Source organism: Halorussus salinisoli (assembly GCA_005239435.1).
GTDB classification, from domain to species: Archaea; Halobacteriota; Halobacteria; order Halobacteriales; family Haladaptataceae; genus Halorussus; species Halorussus salinisoli.
On the sequence record SZNP01000001.1, the window covers coordinates 584297 to 601275 of the forward strand.

Sequence of the window (16979 nt, forward strand, 5' to 3'; positions counted from 1 at the left end):
TTCCTCACGTTGGGGGTTCGGCTACCGACCCACGGAGGCAACTTGCGGGTTTGTGCGCACTTCTTTGGGACGTTCGTGAGGGTGTGGTGTCCCCGACCAGTCGTGGTCGTCCCACTCGAATCGCACGGGCCGTGCCATCGGCCTGACTTCGCAATCGCTGTTTTCTCGAAGGAACGTCTCTGACGCCGTGAGGTCGGCGTGCCCCTCGAAACCACACGGACACGTCAGCGTATCCCCGTAGCGAACCGTCTCCTCGTGGTCGCCACACTCGGAGCACATCTGACTCGTCCACGCTTCCGACTCGGCTTCGAGAGAGATGCCGTACTCCTCACAGACGCACGCGAGACGGTGAATGAACTTCTTGAACGCCCAGAAGTTGTGCGTCTTTTCGTTCACCCTGACCGACCAGTGTGTTTCCAGCACGTCGGTCAAATCGCCCACATACACCGTCGCCACGCCCTCGTCGTACAGTCGTTCAACGAGGTCGCGTACCAGCGCGTTCTGTGCGTGGTCACGGCGCTTCGTCCGCTGTCGGTACAGCCGTCGAATCCGCTTGGAACTGTAGCGTCCTTCTCGGAGTTTCGATTGAAGGCGGGCGATTTCGTCTGTCGTCTCGCGGAACCGTCCGAACAACTCCCGACCGTCGTAGAGGTACTGGTTTCCAGTAGTCGTGGAACAGGCGACGAGATTGTTTGCGCCAACGTCGAGGGCGGCTTCGTGAGAAGCCAGTGGTGAATCCAGTCGAGAATCAGGGACGGTGACTGGTTGAAAAGCCCTGAACGTGTCGCTAACCTCGTCGTATTCGAGTTCCAGACGACCCTGTTTGCCGTCCCACTTCGGGTTGCCTCGGACTTCGAGGCGGAGCCGTTCGTGGTAGCCGAGTCCGTAGTCGTCTTTCAGTTCTTGCCCAACGGGGATTTCGAGACGCGACCGCTTGCCCCACTGAATCGTGTACTGGTTGCACCGAATGTAGGTTCGGAGTTCGCGTCCGTCCTCCTCGTTGCCCCAGTACGACGGTGGGTTGGCGTCCTCGCCGTTCTCCTTGAGGGCGAAGAACGACCGCCACGCTTCGCTGTTCTTGCGCGTAACCTGTTGGACAGTCGCGCTTCCGACGACACCGTTGTACTGTCCACGGTACTCGGAAGTGTCCCACACGTCGCCGTCACCGAAGTAGTTGTGACGACGTTCGTAGGTCAGTTCGTTCCACAGCGAGGCGGAGGCGTCGAGTAGCCGTAGGAGGCACTCTTTGTCGTTCTTGGTCTGTGGGACCACCTCGAAGGTGTTGACGCGCTTCATTCGTCGCCACCTTTCTGTTCAGCGATGTAGCGGTCGACAGCGTCCTTCGAGGTGCTTCCCGCTGTTCCGACGTAGTACGAACGAGTCCACTTCACGCGGTCGTCATACCGCTGGTTGTATTTCCGCGCCGAGATGCCCTTGACCCAGTTGACGATGAGTGACGGGGCGTTCTTCGGTGGACTCCCGATGAACAGGTGTACGTGGTCGGGCATGACCTCGGACTCGGCTAGTTCGAGGTCTTTGTCGTCACAGATTTCCTCGAAGATGGCTTCGAGACGTTCCTTCGTCTTCCCCGTCAGGTGCGAACGCCGATACTTCGGCACGAACACTATGTGGTAGTAGAGTTCGTATTTCGCGTGACGGGTACTCTTTACCATCTATGCATACTATCATAGTCGGATGGCTTAAAGATTGCGTTGGAACCCCGTCAGTGCCATCGTCGGCGGTTGAATACTGTTGGTCGGCTTCATCCCCGCCCTGAAGGGCGAGGCTTTCGCCTCGAATTTTCCGTAAATGGAGGTATCTCTCGCGCATAGTCACCACGAGTCGTATCCTCGACTTTCACGACATCTGCGCCTGCATCCGCTAAGAGTTGAGTTGCGTACGGACCTGGCAGAAGACGCGTCAAATCCAGAATCCGTACGCCATCTAGTTGCATATCTCCATTTCTCGCATCCTCACCGTAAATAACTGCTCTCGGTTTCACCGGCTAGTTTTAGTGGAAGCGGGTCCTTGCCAGGGAAATATATAGGATTCCTCTGCTATGAAGGAAATAGTAAGTCCCAGTCAGCATTTGACACCATCCGTCTCGACCAGGAGGACAACGTAGCCACCCTCACACTCGATCGACCACCACACTTGAACTCGCTCACCCAGCAGATGACAGATGAGTTGCTTGAGGCGGTGACGCAACTTCGCGACGATAATAACGTCCGATGTATCGTCCTTACGGGCGAGGGCGATGCCTTCGGTGCGGATGCTGACTTGAGCCAGCTTGATGGTGATGCAGGTGACGAACCTGTTATCCGACAACTAGCCTCAACACTCCACGAAGTGATCCTCCAACTTTATTACGCGGACAAACCGGTGGTCACAGGAGTCAATGGTACTGCTGCAGGTGCAGGGTTTAGTCTTGCAGGCTCTGTTGGAATACTTCTCAATTGATATTTGGTAGAGTCGGTCTATTGCCTGTTCTTGGCCGTAGCGGCAGAAACCTACTGCCATACGAAACCGCATGACGGCACGAGGGTTTCAACAAGGCCAAATTCCCATTGAACCGTTCAGGCGCCTATTGGTTATCTGCTTCTTTCAGGGCCTGCTGGAGTTGGCCCTTTGCAATTCGTGCGACACCAGGACGAGTGAAAGACCACGCAGAAGCAAACGACCTCTCACTCGATAAAGCGTATGTCAAAGTATCAGAAATGGGACGAGACACATTGGCGACTCAAAATTAGCAGTAACGTGGTGGTTTCTCACGGGTGCTTACGCGATTCACGCCCGCCCTGTTCGGCGCTCGGTTCCGACAGCAAGTGTCGGAACACCCGCCTCACGGAAGGGCGAGACTCTCTCCCTGTCAAAGGTAGTTTCAGGAACAGGGGTGCTACTTGTTACCATTCGACAATAATAATCGTATTCCGTCTAGACTCTATTTATCTTGCGAGCCACCTGTTCGTGAGAACTATGTTTATATTGATATAGATATTCTTTAGCTCCATGCCGGGAGAGGGAAATCAGAAATCTGACAGGATAAGCCGTCGTAAATACCTTCTTGCGTCCAGCGGGGTCCTTGCCGGGATGACCGGGTACACCGAGTCGCAAAACGGTGACCGACGGGCCAGTAGCCAGTCAAGCCAGAAGGACCCACTCGATTTGAACCAATCGACCCAAATCACGTACTACGACCGGTACGAGTGGTGTCAAGATTATTCTACGGCCTTTAATGAAAGTCACGACGACATCAACGTGGATACGCGAGTGAGTCCGACGACAGCAAGTGGGGCCTATCAAGCAGCAATCGCACAAATTAGTGCTGGGAACGCTCCGGAAGTCATTGGCCTCGACGTCGTCCAGATAGCTAAGTTCGCCGAACTCGGCGCGCTCCGGGACATTGGGTCGTTCGCCTCGGACCTTGAGTATCGGGGTGACATTTTTGACCCGCTTCGAGAGGACTTCGTGACATACGACGGGAAGACCTACGCGATGCCGTTCTGGATCGACCTGTCGATGTACTATTACAATAAAGAGCACTTCGAGGAAGCGGGTCTTGATCCGGAGAATCCCCCAACCACCTGGGACGAGTATCTCGACGCAAACGAGCAACTGGGGCAGAACGGAAACCTGGGAACTGCCAGTTCGTACGGCGGGTTCTTCTACTTCCCCACCGCGTGGTCGAACGGCGCAAGTCTGTTCAACGAAGACGGGACGGAGTGTGTGATCAACTCGGAAGAAGGCGCTGAAGCGCTCGACTTCTGGGTCGAACTCAACCAGAGTGACTACACCACGGACTTGGTCTCTACTGGCTGGCAGACTGCACACGACACGTTCGTCAGCGGCGACGCGTCGATGGTTCATAGTGGTGGGTTCGCACTCGGGTACGTGAACGAGCAGCGACCAGAGATGGTCGAAAACGGCAATCTCGGTGTCGCGATGTTACCCGCTCCGGATTCGGAGACTGACCGGACTTCGTTCCTCGGTGGGAACTCGATTGTCATCACGAAGCAAGCGGCCCAGAACGAAACCAACCTCAGCGCCGCTGAAGAGTTCGTCCGCTGGGCAAACACCGACGAGGGCATGAGGGTCACAGTCGACAACGGATACTTCCCCGCTCGCAGCGCCGGGTTCAACGTTCCGGCGGCGCAAGAACGCCAAGAGATCTTCGACCCGTTCCAAACTGCCCTAGAGCAAGGGACGGCACCACCGATCAATCCGGACTTCCGTGAAGTCTCGACGGCGCTCTTCTCGGGCATGGAACCTGCGCTCAATGGGGAGAAATCTTCCCAAGCCGCCCTCGACGATGTGGTATCGCGAATCAACTCCAACATCCTCTAAGCGGAGGGGTTGAAGAACGCACCATCGACTCCTCGGAGTTCGATCTGCGAGCTCCACTCCAGATAACGGGACGATGACATCAATACGGAAAAAAACGAAAGCAGTACTGACTGACTCGGGTCGCATCGACCTCCGGTTATACCTGTACGTCCTCCCGGCACTTCTCCTCTATGCGGTTCTGATGTTATACCCACTCGTCAAGGTATTCCTCTTGAGTTTCCAGGAATACTCCCTGTTGGGGTCCAACCAGTGGGTTGGGCTGACTAACTATAGCCGAGTCCTGTCGGACCCCGTGTTCTGGCAAGCCGCACAGAACACCCTCGTGTACGGGGTTGTCGGCATCACGCTTCCGGTCGTCTTCGGCTTGGTCATCGCCGCCCTTCTGAACGTCGACATCCCCGGCAGTACCTCGATGCGATCGATCATCTTCACGCCCGTAGTCGTCCCGATTGTAGTTGCCGGGATCCTCTTCGTCTGGATCTTTGACACGAACGGCATCCTCAATTCGGTCCTCCTGAGTTCGGGTCTCGTCGACGCCAAAATCTCGTGGCTGAGTTCTCCGGTGCTGGCGCTCCCGGTGGTACTGATCATGGTCGTCTGGAAGCGGACGGGATACTATATGGTGATCGTCCTTGCCGGACTTCAGGCAATTCCTGACGAGGTGTACGAGGCGGCGAAGGTCCAGGGCAAGTCGCGATGGCAGACGTTCCGGCATATTACGGTCCCGATGGCTCGGTCCGCGCTCGTCGTGGTGATCGTCCTCGGGATGATTAACGCAGTCAAGGCATTTGCGGAAGTGTTCGTGATGACCGAGGGTGGCCCGGGCCACGCCACAGAGATCTTGGGGACCTACTTCTACAAGCAGACGTTTGCGTTCTTCAATCTCGGCAAGGGTGCCGCGATCGGGTTTATCCAGTTCGTCGTCGTGTTGGTGTTGACGATGACGTTCTTCTACTGGGAGGGTGAGTAAGATGGCAATCCGCTCACGGCTACCCATCCTTCGTGATACCGACGAGGAGCACTCCGACCTCTCTGTCACGGAACGGGGTCTCCTGTACGTCGTGTTGCTTTCCATCACGCTCCTCGTGGTGTTCCCGTTCTACTGGATGGTCACGACCTCGCTCAAGACGGGGCGAGCCGTCACCCGGTTCCCCCCGAATCTCATTCCCGTCGATCCGTCGATACTCCCGTACGTGGAGGCACTTACGAACGGCCTGTGGGTTCGCTGGTTTCTGAACACCATCCTTATTTCCGCAGGAGCAACGGTGTTCGTCCTCGTCATCGCGACCCCTGCGGCCTATGCACTGTCACGCCGTGACCTCCCCGGTGCGCGAATTCTCCTACTACTCTTTCTCAGCACGCTGATGGTGCCCACGCAGGCACTCATCCTTCCGCTGTTCGTCATGTTCTCCGACTGGGGGCTCGTTAACACGCATGTTGGGCTTGCGCTGTGCTACGTCATGCTCTTCACTGGCTTTGCGGTGTTCCTGCTCTATGGGTTCTTCAACTCGCTTCCCAGTAACCTTGAAGACGCGGCTCGCGTCGGCGGTATCAGCGAGTGGAAGGTGTTCCTTCGCGTGATTCTCCCCCTCGCAAAACCAGGGGTTGCGACGGCTGGCGTCTTCGTGTTCGTCTTCTCGTGGAACGAGTTCCTGTTCGCGCTCGTCTTTATGCAAGACACGCCGATGTACACCATCAGCGTTGGACTGGCGACATTCTTCGGGAACCGTGGGAGCGTCGTCCTCAACCAACTCATGGCTGTCAGTTCATTGGCCGTGATCCCGGTGATCGTCCTCTTTGCGTTCACCCAAGAGAAGTTCATCAAAGGCATTGCCGGTGGATTCGAGGATTAACAGCGACCAGAATCAACAAACACGAAAATCATGAACGTCGAAATCAGAAACCTCACGAAACAGTTCGGTGATCTCACCGCAGTAGACGATATCTCGCTTACGATCGAGGCCGGTGAGTTTCTCACGCTCGTCGGCCCGAGTGGGTGTGGGAAAAGCACGATGCTCCGGTGCATTACGGGGCTCGAAATTCCGACAAGTGGCTCCATCCTCTTCGACGGTGTCGACGTGACGGACAAGTCCCCACAGGAACGGCGTGTCGCGATGGTCTTCCAAAACTATGCGCTGTACCCTCATATGACCGGGCACCGGAACATGACCTTCGCTCTTGAGGACGAAGGCATCGCACAAGAAGAGATCGACACCCGGATTAGCGAGACCGCTGAGATGCTGGGGATCGAAGACCATCTGGATAAGAAACCTGAAGAACTCAGCGGTGGACAGAAACAACGTGTTGCCTTGGGGCGAAGCCTCGTGCGGAATCCAGATGTCATTTTAATGGACGAGCCGCTGTCGAATCTCGACGCGAAACTCCGAATCGAACTGCGTGCAGAGCTTCAAAAAATTCACCAGGACCTCGGGACGACGACAGTCTACGTGACCCACGATCAAGAAGAAGCAATGACCATGAGCGACCGAATCGCCGTCCTGAACGACGGCGTTATTCAACAGCTCAGCTCTCCGGAAGACGCGTACAATCGGCCGGTCAATCGATTTGTCGCCGAATTCATCGGTAGTCCTTCGATGAACTTCTTCCATTGTGAACAGCAATCCGGAACGCTTACTGCAGGGCCGTTTACATTCGACGTTCCGGGGACATTGGAGGGAACGCCGATCGAACTCGGTGTTCGGCCCGAAGATATACTGCTGACCTCGAACCCGCAACAGGACCGTGCACACGGGACGGTCAACGTCTTCGAACACATCGGCCCCTACAATATCGTGTACGTCAATGTCAGCGGCGTTGGCGAGGTCGCTGCGCAGGTTCCGGCTGGTCAGTACTTCGAAGTCGGTGACGAAGTGGCGCTCTCGGTCCGCAACAACAGGGTTCATCTCTTCGGTGGTGACGGGATTGCCCTCTACAATCCACCCCTTCCAAGTGGTCGCGAGGAAACACAGTCCGCCCAAACAAGAACCGATAACTACTGAACCGACCGCTTCTGTTCGGCGACTCCGATTGGTGCACGGTGGAGTTTCTCGCGCTGCTCTCGACCAGTGATTTGGAAAGTGAGGTGGCGCTGTCGCAGACGGGATAGGGTCAATCCGTTATGTGAGCTCACAGACGAAAGACACACAACGGCCCGCCGAAAACGGGGCGGTAATGTGGCCCTGGGGACATCTAGCGGTCGGCTATCTCTGTTACGTCGCCTTACTCGAAGTACGTGACGCGGGCAAGCAGACACTGCTTACGCTGTTCGCCGTTGGATTCGGTAGCCAGTTCCCCGATCTGATCGACAAGCCGCTTGCGTGGAGTATGGCTGTGCTGCCTTCTGGTCGATCGTTCGCTCACTCGCTCATCACCGCCACGCTCATCATCGGGATTGCGTATCAGATTGGCCGGCGACTGCGTCGCGAAGAAGCCGCCATTGCGTTTGGGGTCGGCTATCTCTCGCACAGTCTCGTCGACCTCGGCCCCACAGTCGTGTTCGGGCTTCTGAAGGGTGACGTGAGCCAGATGGAGTGGACGACGTATCTCCTCTGGCCGCTGCTTCCATCACCACCCTACCCTAACGACAGTTCCTTCTACGAACATTTCGTGGAATTAACGCTCGACCCCTACATGGTAGCTCAGTTCGTCCTACTTGGCGTGGCCATTGCCGTCTGGATAGCGACCGGGATGCCCGGTGTTACGGAGGTTCGACAAGGTGTGCGCAATCGGCTTAAGCAGGTTGTCTAAGGTTAAAACGAGGCCAACCAACTCACCTGCACTCTCAAACTGGTCGTATCGCACGTACGTAGTTCATCGCGATTCCCACCAATACGGCTGTTCCCCCGTATTGTGGCGTCTAAGACCGGGTATGGCAAGACTGAGTTCTAGACGACATGGCCGGGCCACGGATCACGTCTTCCCATTCCTGGTCTGTTTTTGACTGTCCACAAAGTCGTAGACAGTCACTTGCTCTAACCGTGTTATACTGTATATATCGATAAGCAAATTATTTAGCCAACAGTAGAACAAAGTGAATCTAGGTCATTGTAGCGACTAATATCATGGACTGTAAATAGGAAGATGACCGAATCGTTGTGCGTCTCGACCCTGGTGATGACGTTCTTGAATCGCTCACAACGGTGCGTGACGAATACGATATCGAACAGGTATTCCTCACGGGCATCGGCGCGGTTGACCGAGTCGTACTCGGCCATTACGATGTCGACGCCCAGGAGTACAACGAGGAGGAGTTCAGAGGCCAGTTCGAGGTGACGAGTTTTCTCGGGAATATCGGACCGGATAAGATTCATACCCATATCCAATTGGCGACCGATTCGTTCGAGTCACTCGGCGGTCACTGCTCGGGTGCAACCGTCTCCGGGACCTTCGAAGTCCTCATTACCGAAGGTGAGACGCCACTCACCCATCACCTTGATGAGCGAACCGGACTTGATGTGTTTGACCTCTAGCCGTGACTCGGCTACCTATTTCAATCGTCGGACGCGTGCGACGAGTATGGACGATCGAAGACAAGCTACGTTCGGGTCGGACGGCGAGTTGCGGACGAACGACGATGTAGACGAGGAGCGTGACAGCGAGGATGGTCCGGCGTACAACGACTTCGGCGAGCAACTTGGCGAAAACGAGACGAAGTCTGGTGTAAGCAGATACGTCGTCTCCAGTCTCCTTCAGAAAGCGGTGCGGCGTTCAGACAAGCAAACCGCCGCATGGGCCGCTTGGGAACTCGTACGCTCTGGCTATGCCTGGAATTTCTGGGACCGAGTCAACCTCTACGTCGTTGAGGATCTCCGGGCTGGCCACGAAGTAGCACTTACCATTAGTCGTTATGAGGAGCTAGCGCACGAGCGCTGGTCAGTAGACTCTTGGCGTGGGCGACTGTGTGCGGTCCACGCCGCACTTGCAGCCGCGAGAGCACCCTCTTCACGCGAGTCAGCTCACGCCGACGAGTACTTCGGAGAACTCGCGGACGAACAGGTCGCCGCACGCGAGGACGGAAGGGAACCGCGATACAAATCCCCAGTTGATGAACTGGAGCCCAATGGAAAGTACGACGCCGTATTCGACCAGCACACGTACGAAGGGAAAAAGCGGGGCCGCGACGGGGCTTTCTTCAGGACCCATGGCGCTAGGGTTGGCCCTGAAGGCGAACCGGAACTCAGTCGCCAGTGGCGGCTTCGAAGCATGAAATTGGATGACCGCGAATACACGGACGAGCAACTGGCCCGTGCCGTCACACCTGTCGAGGCCGACAATAAATGGGCAGATGGTATCGATCAGGACCGTTGATTACTGACCACGCTTCAGTCCATCACGCAGCGAAGCCGGGAATCTGCCAGTGTGTCTCTAATTCCCGCTGAGTGGGGATTGAAACCTCAAAGCGCGAGGCGAACGAGATTGCCGACTTCGCGGGTGTCGACTCCAATACGCTCGGGCCATACCTCTCGAAGCTCCGCCGGCTCCGACTAGTCGAACGGGACATTTTACTCTCGCTTGGAGGCTCGAAGACTAACAACTTTCCAGTTACTATTTTCTGGAGAATCCGCGGAGGGCGGTCGTGTTCAGCTCATCACACTCGCCTGTGAACAAGTAGGTCGATCAAACAGACTTAGATAACTTGATATCTTATAGGCTATCCTCGACCGAATCGTTCGTCGGGAAGATACGTTCGCTCTTCAGCAAGCAACGTAACTAGGAGGAGAACGCCAAGCATGACCGCGGCAAGTCGTTGTGAATCCATCGGGTCTGCGACATCGAACAGTTGATGGAACCAGAAGAGGTTGGCGAGGACGGAGCTATGGGCAGCCCGGAACTTTGCCTCGAAAATTGGAACTACCCAATGAAAGTCCGGAAGCATCGCCCAGATACCGCTGGCGATGATTAGTGTCCGAGAATATTTCTGGGCGGGCAATCCGTATGAGATGATAAGCGTGGCACAAATCGCGCCAAACGCAAAATGAGTAAGTGCCAGTGACATGAATATTAAGGCCGTATCAGTTGAGAGTCTACCGGCGGATACCCTCCTATTCCGATACAGGTTATGAATGCTTTGTGGGGGATTCGAAAGACCTGCTATTACAGAAAGCATTGCTTTTCTTAGCGTCTAAGACCGGATTTTAGGCGTAGAGGAGGATGTTCTTTAGGAATACGGTTGACTAGCTACACGGTATTGATTGCTTGGCGATATACTGATTCTGCTTGATCGGCGATCTGGTCCCAGTCAAACTTTTGAGCCCGTTCTTGTGGTGATACGGGGAGTGTCTCACCAGCCAACGCACGGTGGAGCGCCTCTGTGACACCATCAACAGTGGGTTGTACGAGATACCCTGCATCTCCAATTACCTCACTAGCAGCAGACTCGGGATGGTTAGCGGCGATAACAGTACAACCTGCGGCCATCGCCTCGGCGTACGTAATACCGAATCCCTCACGGGTCGAGGGTGAAGCGAATATGTCTGCGGCTTGCATGTGTCCGAGGACGTCCTCGTACTCGTCAAGGAACCCAAGGAAAGTAACACGGTCTGCATGCTCGAGGTTCTGGGCCTTCTGTTGGAGTCGATCAGCTTCTGGGCCATCACCGATGATACCCAGCGTTGCGTCGCAGTGATTGGCGGCTCGATCAAATGCATCAAGGAGAATGTCGACCCGTTTGTCGGCAATGAGTCGCCCGGCAAAGAGTACATCAAATCCTGTTCCCCCGTCAGCACGGAGTGCTATCTCGGGAACTGAAGCTGACTGAATCTGGTCAATGTTGATGCCGTTCGGGACTACTTCGATCTCGTCGCGGGATGGTCCAAGCTCGGTGAGGCGATCGGCAGTGACACTCGAGACGGCGATTGGATGTTGTGGGGTACGTGCGGTGAGAAACTCGACGAGTTTTCCGCAAGGGCCGAGGTATCCAAGGTAATCGTTCCAATAGTCCTGCCAGACTTCATGCCATGTTGTTACCACAGGGATGTCTGTACCGAGACTAGCGAGTTTCGATGAGAGAACGGGAAAGTAGGGAAAGACAGAGGCAACGACGAGGTCGTGGTCGGCAATTCGGCGGCGAAGTTTCGGTATAAGGCGTGCGGCGAAGTCGATGGCTTCCGTGATAGACCGTCGACCCTCATCCTCGTAGAGTTCAGCAGCAGGAGCTACTGCACGGAGTGTAAGGCCCTCGTAGGTAGTCTCAGTTGGTCCGTCCCAGAACTGGCGCCCGTAGACTGTGACATCATGGCCACGGTCAACAAGACGTGTACCAATTTCGTGAACTCTTTTCTCGGCGCCACCTTTCACAAAGGGGTAGACAACATTTGAGACAAAGGCGATATCCATCACTTGAGCCACTAATACTACTCGTTTAATGTTCTTTCGATTATTAGTGATGGTAGATGAGTCAGCTCCCTATTCGATTCTAAAATTATAAGTATTCCTGGTAGAGCGTTGGACACAATGACTGACGACTGGAACAATGTGGTCCTCCTTACTGCAGATGCCCTTAGAGCGGACCACCTCTCCTGTTATGGTTATGAGCGGGAGACCTCTCCTGTCCTCGATGAACTCGCCGAGGAGAGCCTCCGATTCACGAACGCTTACAGCGCGAGCTCGCACACACGTGAGGCGGTGCCGGCACTGTTGACCGGGGAGTACCCTGATGTCGCTGTTGATTCGGGGTATCATTTAGCGACAGACACGATCGCATCGACGCTCTCCAAGGAGGGCTTTGCGACGGCAGGCTTTCACTCGAACCCGTTTGTCTCGCGAGCATATGGGTTTGGTCAAGGATTCGACCACTTTGATGACGACCTCCATTTAGGCCAACACAAGGTTATCGCGCTCGCTCAACGGGCCCTCGATAAAATCCGGAATCGACACTACGCTCGCGCTGATGAGATTAACGAGCGCTCGCTGGACTGGCTTGATTCCCTAGACGTCGAGGAGTCGTTCTTCCTCTGGAACCACTACATGGACACACACGGGCCCTACGAGCCGCCCGGCGAGTATGCAACGCTATATGCAGATCACGGCTTGTCCGGCCGAGACGCGCAGTCGCTGTACCAGCGTGCCATCGACGACCCTGAGTCGATTACCGACGACGAACGGCAGCTGCTGGTGGACCTCTACGATGCCGAGATTCGGTACAACGACAAGTACCTCGGGGAGTTCATAGACGCGCTTCGGGAGCGTGGATTGCTGGAGGAGTCGCTGGTAGTCGTGACGGCCGACCACGGGGACGCGTTCGGCGAACACGGCTACTACGAGCATCCACGATACTTGCACGACGAAATCACGCACGTGCCGCTATTCGTGCGGCCGCCTGGCGGCGCAAGCGATACCGTGGACACGCCCGTGAGTACGCTGGACGTCGCAGCGACGATAAAGACAGGACTGGGTGACGAAGACGGAATCTCGCTTCTTGACTCGATTGCGGACGACAGACGTATTTTCTCGCAAGCGCGCGGCGAGGACGAACATAGCCACTTCCGGCGGTATGCAGTCCGGACGCGGGAGGAGGCGTGTTTCTGTGAACGCAACTGTGAAGGTGGAGCGCTGAAGTTCGATGGGGTGTCGGATCAGTCGCTCCGATCGGAGTTGGAAGCACATATCGAGGCGCGAGTTTGTGCCGAGAATGGTGATGATGTTACGGCAGACGAGAAAGTCGACGAAGAGATTGAGCGGCGACTAAGTGCGCTGGGGTACACGGAGTAATCCCGATGCGCATCGCGATGATTCAAGACGACTGGTGGCCGCGTACTGGGGGTGGACCCGTCCACGTGAAGGAACTCGCAATTGCCCTCGCAAAGCACCACGACTGTACCGTCGACATCTACACCAGGGCGTTAGAGAAAGATGGTGAGCAGTACACAGACACCGAGCAGTATCAATCAGGGCAAGTGACCGTCAACAGATTGGGTCCATGTACAGAATACTGGGATGCGATCGGGCGTATGTCGACGATGATTACGTTGATTCCACAGTTACTCCATGGGGATTACGATGTAATTCATGGGCATACGTTTCTACCTGCCGTTCCGACTCGTGTCTCCGGACTTCTCTCTGGAGTCCCGACCGTATTTACGGTGCATGGGACTGCGCTAACGTCCGGAGTTGGGCGCGACGAATCCGTGCTCGCGAGCGTGAAAAGACGGATAGAGAAGCAGTTCGTACTCGGCTTTGATTACGATACGGTCATTTCAGTGAACCACGAACACGTTGATCTCCTAGAGACTGATCATGAGGATGTACGGGCGATTCCAAACGGTGTCGATCTCGATCGGTTTGCCGTAGAAGCCGGGCGAACCCAAGACGTGCTGTTTCTCGGTCGCCTCGCCCCGAAAAAACGCGTTACTGACCTCATTACTGCCTTTGCACGAGTTGCGGACGAGTTTCCGGATTCGACGCTTCGGATAGTTGGTACGGGCCCGAAGCGAGAAGCACTGGAAAAACAAGTTGGAAATCTCGGCCTCTCCGATCGTATTTCGTTCGAGGGGCGTGTTTCCGACGAAATGATTCCGCAGTACTATGCGTCTGCTGGTGTGTTCGTCCTCCCTTCAGTTTGGGAGGGACATCCGCTCACGCTCCTCGAGGCGTGGGCTGCAAGTACACCCGTAATTGCATCGTCCGTAGAGGGTATCGAAGAGTTCGTGGACCATGACGAAACAGGCTATCTCGTTCCCCCAAAATCCCCCGACGAGCTTGCGAGTGCAATACGACTTGCGCTAGAGGATGTCGACCGTGCACGAGAATGGGGGCAGAATGCTCGCGAACTGGTCGAGGAGCAGTACTCCTGGGAAGGCATGGCTGATCGGACGTACGACCTATATCAGGACCTTGACTGACTACTCCATATAGCCGAGGTCGGCCAGACGGTCCTCAACACTTGACGTATCTTGTTGGGATTGTGTACAGATATAGTCCCCAGCCAAGGTATCCCAGTCTTCGCGTTCAACTTCCTCGTCGGTATTCGTGAGAACCCGCCCATCCGTATTGCTATCAACGGGAATCCCTAATTCTGCCGCAACAGTCGGCGCGATGTCGTATATTTTGGGGTGAGTGACTTCATCGAGCGGGCGATTCGAGATTAAAATCCCGTTCGGCTTGTGGTTCTTGTGAGGGTACTTGCGGAACGTATCGAGGATTGACCCGCTAACGTCGTAACGGTACTCCCGAGGGAACAAGACAATATCGGGAGCGTCTTCAAGGTGTTTACCCTCGTAAACCTCCTCCCGTGGTTTCACCGCGTCAAAGACGAGGTTGCCGTCCGGGTCACGGACATCTTTGAGTCGCTCATGAAACAGCTGGGTCTCATCGATGGTAGTAGCTCACCGGTTGGTAGATGGTCCAGCAACGGTAGTGCGCTCCCCGTCCGAGAAGGGTGACGTCTATGAGGTAGTTTAGAGTCGTCCAGCGGTTACTGCTGGGAGCGACCAGTGTATGTTAGGATTGCCGATAATGGACGGAATATTTGGGTGTGATTGTTTCACTCTTCCAATTTAATTTATGACATCTTGCGGCGGCGAATGCATGTCAATAGCCAGATTCCCATTGCCACGATTAAAGTAACGATGGTTGGACCAGGTTGGGTACTAAGGTACCAGCCCGGTGTTGGCGGATGATAGCGGGTCAACGGCCAGAACATCGCATATGAGTGTCCAGATGGGGTGAGAAGCAATCCGTCAACAAGCAAGTGCGAGGCTGCACCGATACTCAAGAGGGCGAAGATACGTTGCCGTTTATTGGGATCGACAATGACGACACCAATAAGAATAGCAACGAGCGTGCCGCCAGCCGTATGGAATACACTCCAAGAAAACGGCAAACCAAGGAGGTGTTCGACAGTACCGCTTCTGATAAGTAGTCTCATCTTCATTAGGTCCGGAATGAATGCGCCCGCCATGACGACCGTCACAGAGGCAGACGATAGCCAGTCGTAGCGCCACGACAGCAGGCGGGCGATCGTGTACGCAATGAGGGCGTGGGCAAGGAGATCGGGCATTGTTAGTCGCGGATATAGGGGATGTGTGTTCGAATACGGGTCAGGTAATGTGACAGTATAGGCGTATGTCGTGTTGTGAGCGTCCAGTCGGTTGGGTCGAACTGCCAATACCTGATAAGTCGCGCTAGCACCCAGAGGCCCGCGAGGAACGAGACGGTCCACGTATACCCGAGGCCTCGTTGGGGGACAGTGAAGGCATTGATTGCACGGATACTCTGGTCCGGTTTGACGATCCCGTAGACCCGGAGCTTATCTCCGACGGACGGAGAGACAGCCAAGTCGACGATGGTCAGTTGAATTGTATCGTCAGCGCCGTATTCTGCGACAATTGTGACGGGGTCGGTGGTGACAATACGACCGCTGACTGTCACTTGGCTATCGAGATAGTAATTGTAGTCGGTGGCAAGATGCTCTTGGTCGGGATAGTCGCCTAGTGCGGGCGCGGGGCCGAGCGACCCATACCAGACGGCGAGGCCAAACAGGAGCGCTAACAGCCCAAAAATAGCCAGAGTACGACTGTGAAGCGTCCGGAACATGGTATGTTATCGCTATCTCGGATACAGTGTCTTTTTAGTTACTGTTTGGGCTGCAATCGAGGGTCTTGTTCTCCCCTGTGGTTGGTTCGAAGCTGGCACAAGCATTAACTACCCGCCATAGACACTCGTGTTTCCGCTGGAGTCGATTTGTCAAGCTTCATGACACGGTACGATGACCTCTTCGACGCGACGTCGCCGGGCGACAGCGTGTTCGCCGACAAAGGGGCGCTTGACCAGTTAGCAGAGCCAGACGAGATGGTGGCATGCGACGCCCAGGAACAGCAACTGGCACGCCTGTTGAACGGCCTCCATGAGGGCTACCTTCCGACGTCAGTCTTGATTCACGGGCCGCCAGGGACCGGGTAGACGCTGACCACCCGGCGGCTCTGTCGGGAGTTCGCTGACCGGACGGAGCCGTTCGGGTTCGAGTACGTGAACCTCAAGGAGTATCGGACGCTGTTCAGTGCCGCCAACGAGATCCTACTGGCGCTCACCGGCGAGCAGAAGAAGGCCTACGAAGGTCTCGACGGCGTCTTTACGGCGATCTGGAACGTATTAGAGTCGTATCCCGAGTGGACGGTGTTGATTCTGGACGAAATCGACCATATCCAGCACGACTCCCACTACGACCTGAACGACTTCTTCTATCGGCTGTTGCGCGGCGAAGGGAAACTCGCACGGGGGCTGAACCTCTCGGTGTTTCTCGTAAGCAATGAGTTGCTGGAGGTGGATTTGCGGCTCGATAGCCGGGTGCAGCGCGCGATGGGCGGCGAGGAGGTGTTCCTCCCGCCCTACGATGCGGATACGCTGGCGGCGGTCGTAGGGCCGCGGTTGGAGCGTGTCTTCCAGGATGGGGCACTGCCGTCGGATGTCCGGACATACGAGATTCAGCGGGCCGCCAATCAATGGGCGATGCGCGCAAGACGTTGACGCTGTTCCGGCACGCGGGCGAAACCGCGACAGAGCGCGAGCTGGAGACGGTCACGCGCGAGTGTCTTGACGAGAACCTCGGTGCGACCGAGAAGGCGGCGACGATCGAGAAGCTCACTCAGCTCCCATTCAATCACCTCCATGTCCTTGCTGCCGTGACGGGATGAGACGAC

At 55.7% G+C, this 16979-nt stretch carries 19 protein-coding genes and 1 pseudogene; 13 read left to right on the plus strand and 7 right to left on the minus strand.

Going from position 1 to position 16979, the window contains the following annotated elements; genetic code table 11:
- Positions 1-21: 21 nt before the first annotated feature.
- The 3 genes and pseudogenes from E2484_RS07390 to E2484_RS07400 form a co-directional block, all read right to left on the minus strand.
- The gene (locus tag E2484_RS07390; protein WP_137284569.1) at positions 22-1296 is read right to left on the minus strand and encodes an RNA-guided endonuclease InsQ/TnpB family protein; all 1275 of its coding nucleotides are present in this window, start codon (positions 1294-1296) and stop codon (positions 22-24) included.
- Positions 1293-1673 carry an IS200/IS605 family transposase gene (gene tnpA / locus E2484_RS07395; protein WP_137284570.1) on the minus strand — a complete coding sequence of 127 codons (381 nt, stop codon included), beginning with the start codon at positions 1671-1673 and terminating at the stop codon, positions 1293-1295. Before tnpA ends, E2484_RS07390 begins: the two co-directional genes overlap by 4 nt.
- 131 nt (positions 1674-1804) lie before the next feature.
- A pseudogene (locus tag E2484_RS07400) lies at positions 1805-1954 on the minus strand (CoA transferase); the annotation flags it as partial.
- A gap of 74 nt (positions 1955-2028) precedes the next feature.
- On the opposite strand from E2484_RS07400, the gene E2484_RS07405 reads away from it, so the two are divergent.
- The 8 genes from E2484_RS07405 to E2484_RS07440 all read left to right on the plus strand — a co-directional run bounded on the left by E2484_RS07405 (position 2029) and on the right by E2484_RS07440 (position 9651).
- A complete protein-coding gene (locus E2484_RS07405; RefSeq protein ID WP_170977264.1) occupies positions 2029-2460 on the plus strand; it encodes an enoyl-CoA hydratase/isomerase family protein in 432 nt (143 codons plus the stop codon).
- A 549-nt stretch (positions 2461-3009) separates the two neighbouring features.
- Positions 3010-4344 (plus strand): ABC transporter substrate-binding protein, encoded by a 1335-nt coding sequence (locus E2484_RS07410; protein ID WP_137284572.1) that lies wholly within the window; start codon positions 3010-3012, stop codon positions 4342-4344.
- 73 nt (positions 4345-4417) lie between these two features.
- Positions 4418-5314 carry a carbohydrate ABC transporter permease gene (locus E2484_RS07415; RefSeq protein WP_137284573.1) on the plus strand — a complete coding sequence of 299 codons (897 nt, stop codon included), beginning with the start codon at positions 4418-4420 and terminating at the stop codon, positions 5312-5314.
- Between the two features lies 1 nt (position 5315).
- A complete protein-coding gene (locus E2484_RS07420) occupies positions 5316-6197 on the plus strand; it encodes a carbohydrate ABC transporter permease (RefSeq protein WP_137284574.1) in 882 nt (293 codons plus the stop codon).
- A gap of 30 nt (positions 6198-6227) precedes the next feature.
- Positions 6228-7343: an ABC transporter ATP-binding protein gene (locus E2484_RS07425; RefSeq protein ID WP_137284575.1), complete on the plus strand. Its 1116-nt coding sequence runs from the start codon at positions 6228-6230 to the stop codon at positions 7341-7343.
- A gap of 172 nt (positions 7344-7515) precedes the next feature.
- The gene (locus E2484_RS07430; RefSeq protein WP_137284576.1) at positions 7516-8091 is read left to right on the plus strand and encodes a metal-dependent hydrolase; all 576 of its coding nucleotides are present in this window, start codon (positions 7516-7518) and stop codon (positions 8089-8091) included.
- A gap of 347 nt (positions 8092-8438) precedes the next feature.
- Positions 8439-8813 carry a PPC domain-containing DNA-binding protein gene (locus E2484_RS07435; RefSeq protein ID WP_321112070.1) on the plus strand — a complete coding sequence of 125 codons (375 nt, stop codon included), beginning with the start codon at positions 8439-8441 and terminating at the stop codon, positions 8811-8813.
- Positions 8814-8859: 46 nt separating this feature from the next.
- On the plus strand, positions 8860-9651 hold the full coding sequence (locus E2484_RS07440; RefSeq protein ID WP_137284577.1) for a hypothetical protein: 792 nt from the start codon (positions 8860-8862) through the stop codon (positions 9649-9651).
- 870 nt (positions 9652-10521) lie between these two features.
- Here the strand turns inward: E2484_RS07440 and E2484_RS07450 are convergent.
- Positions 10522-11679 (minus strand): glycosyltransferase family 4 protein, encoded by a 1158-nt coding sequence (locus E2484_RS07450; protein ID WP_137284579.1) that lies wholly within the window; start codon positions 11677-11679, stop codon positions 10522-10524.
- Between the two features lie 117 nt (positions 11680-11796).
- On the opposite strand from E2484_RS07450, the gene E2484_RS07455 reads away from it, so the two are divergent.
- Together E2484_RS07455 and E2484_RS07460 are read left to right on the plus strand one after the other, a co-directional pair.
- Complete coding sequence (locus E2484_RS07455; RefSeq protein WP_137284580.1) at positions 11797-13053, plus strand: sulfatase; 1257 nt, start codon at positions 11797-11799, stop codon at positions 13051-13053.
- A 17-nt stretch (positions 13054-13070) separates the two neighbouring features.
- Positions 13071-14183: a glycosyltransferase family 4 protein gene (locus tag E2484_RS07460; RefSeq protein WP_321112073.1), complete on the plus strand. Its 1113-nt coding sequence runs from the start codon at positions 13071-13073 to the stop codon at positions 14181-14183.
- Here E2484_RS07460 and E2484_RS07465 read toward each other — a convergent pair whose 3' ends face one another.
- From E2484_RS07465 to E2484_RS07475, 3 genes are all read right to left on the minus strand, one after another.
- The gene (locus E2484_RS07465; RefSeq protein ID WP_321112075.1) at positions 14184-14582 is read right to left on the minus strand and encodes a hypothetical protein; all 399 of its coding nucleotides are present in this window, start codon (positions 14580-14582) and stop codon (positions 14184-14186) included. It abuts the gene before it with no gap.
- Positions 14583-14842: 260 nt separating this feature from the next.
- Positions 14843-15340: a metal-dependent hydrolase gene (locus tag E2484_RS07470; RefSeq protein ID WP_137284582.1), complete on the minus strand. Its 498-nt coding sequence runs from the start codon at positions 15338-15340 to the stop codon at positions 14843-14845.
- Between the two features lie 2 nt (positions 15341-15342).
- The gene (locus E2484_RS07475) at positions 15343-15876 is read right to left on the minus strand and encodes a hypothetical protein (RefSeq protein ID WP_137284583.1); all 534 of its coding nucleotides are present in this window, start codon (positions 15874-15876) and stop codon (positions 15343-15345) included.
- Between the two features lie 159 nt (positions 15877-16035).
- On the opposite strand from E2484_RS07475, the gene E2484_RS25410 reads away from it, so the two are divergent.
- The 3 genes from E2484_RS25410 (at position 16036) to E2484_RS25420 (ending at position 16973) form a co-directional block, all read left to right on the plus strand.
- On the plus strand, positions 16036-16242 hold the full coding sequence (locus tag E2484_RS25410; protein ID WP_321112077.1) for a hypothetical protein: 207 nt from the start codon (positions 16036-16038) through the stop codon (positions 16240-16242).
- Between the two features lie 66 nt (positions 16243-16308).
- Positions 16309-16806 carry a Cdc6/Cdc18 family protein gene (locus E2484_RS25415; RefSeq protein WP_321112079.1) on the plus strand — a complete coding sequence of 166 codons (498 nt, stop codon included), beginning with the start codon at positions 16309-16311 and terminating at the stop codon, positions 16804-16806.
- On the plus strand, positions 16782-16973 hold the full coding sequence (locus tag E2484_RS25420) for a hypothetical protein (protein WP_321112081.1): 192 nt from the start codon (positions 16782-16784) through the stop codon (positions 16971-16973). The genes E2484_RS25415 and E2484_RS25420 overlap by 25 nt, the downstream gene beginning before the upstream one ends.
- Positions 16974-16979 lie beyond the last annotated feature (6 nt).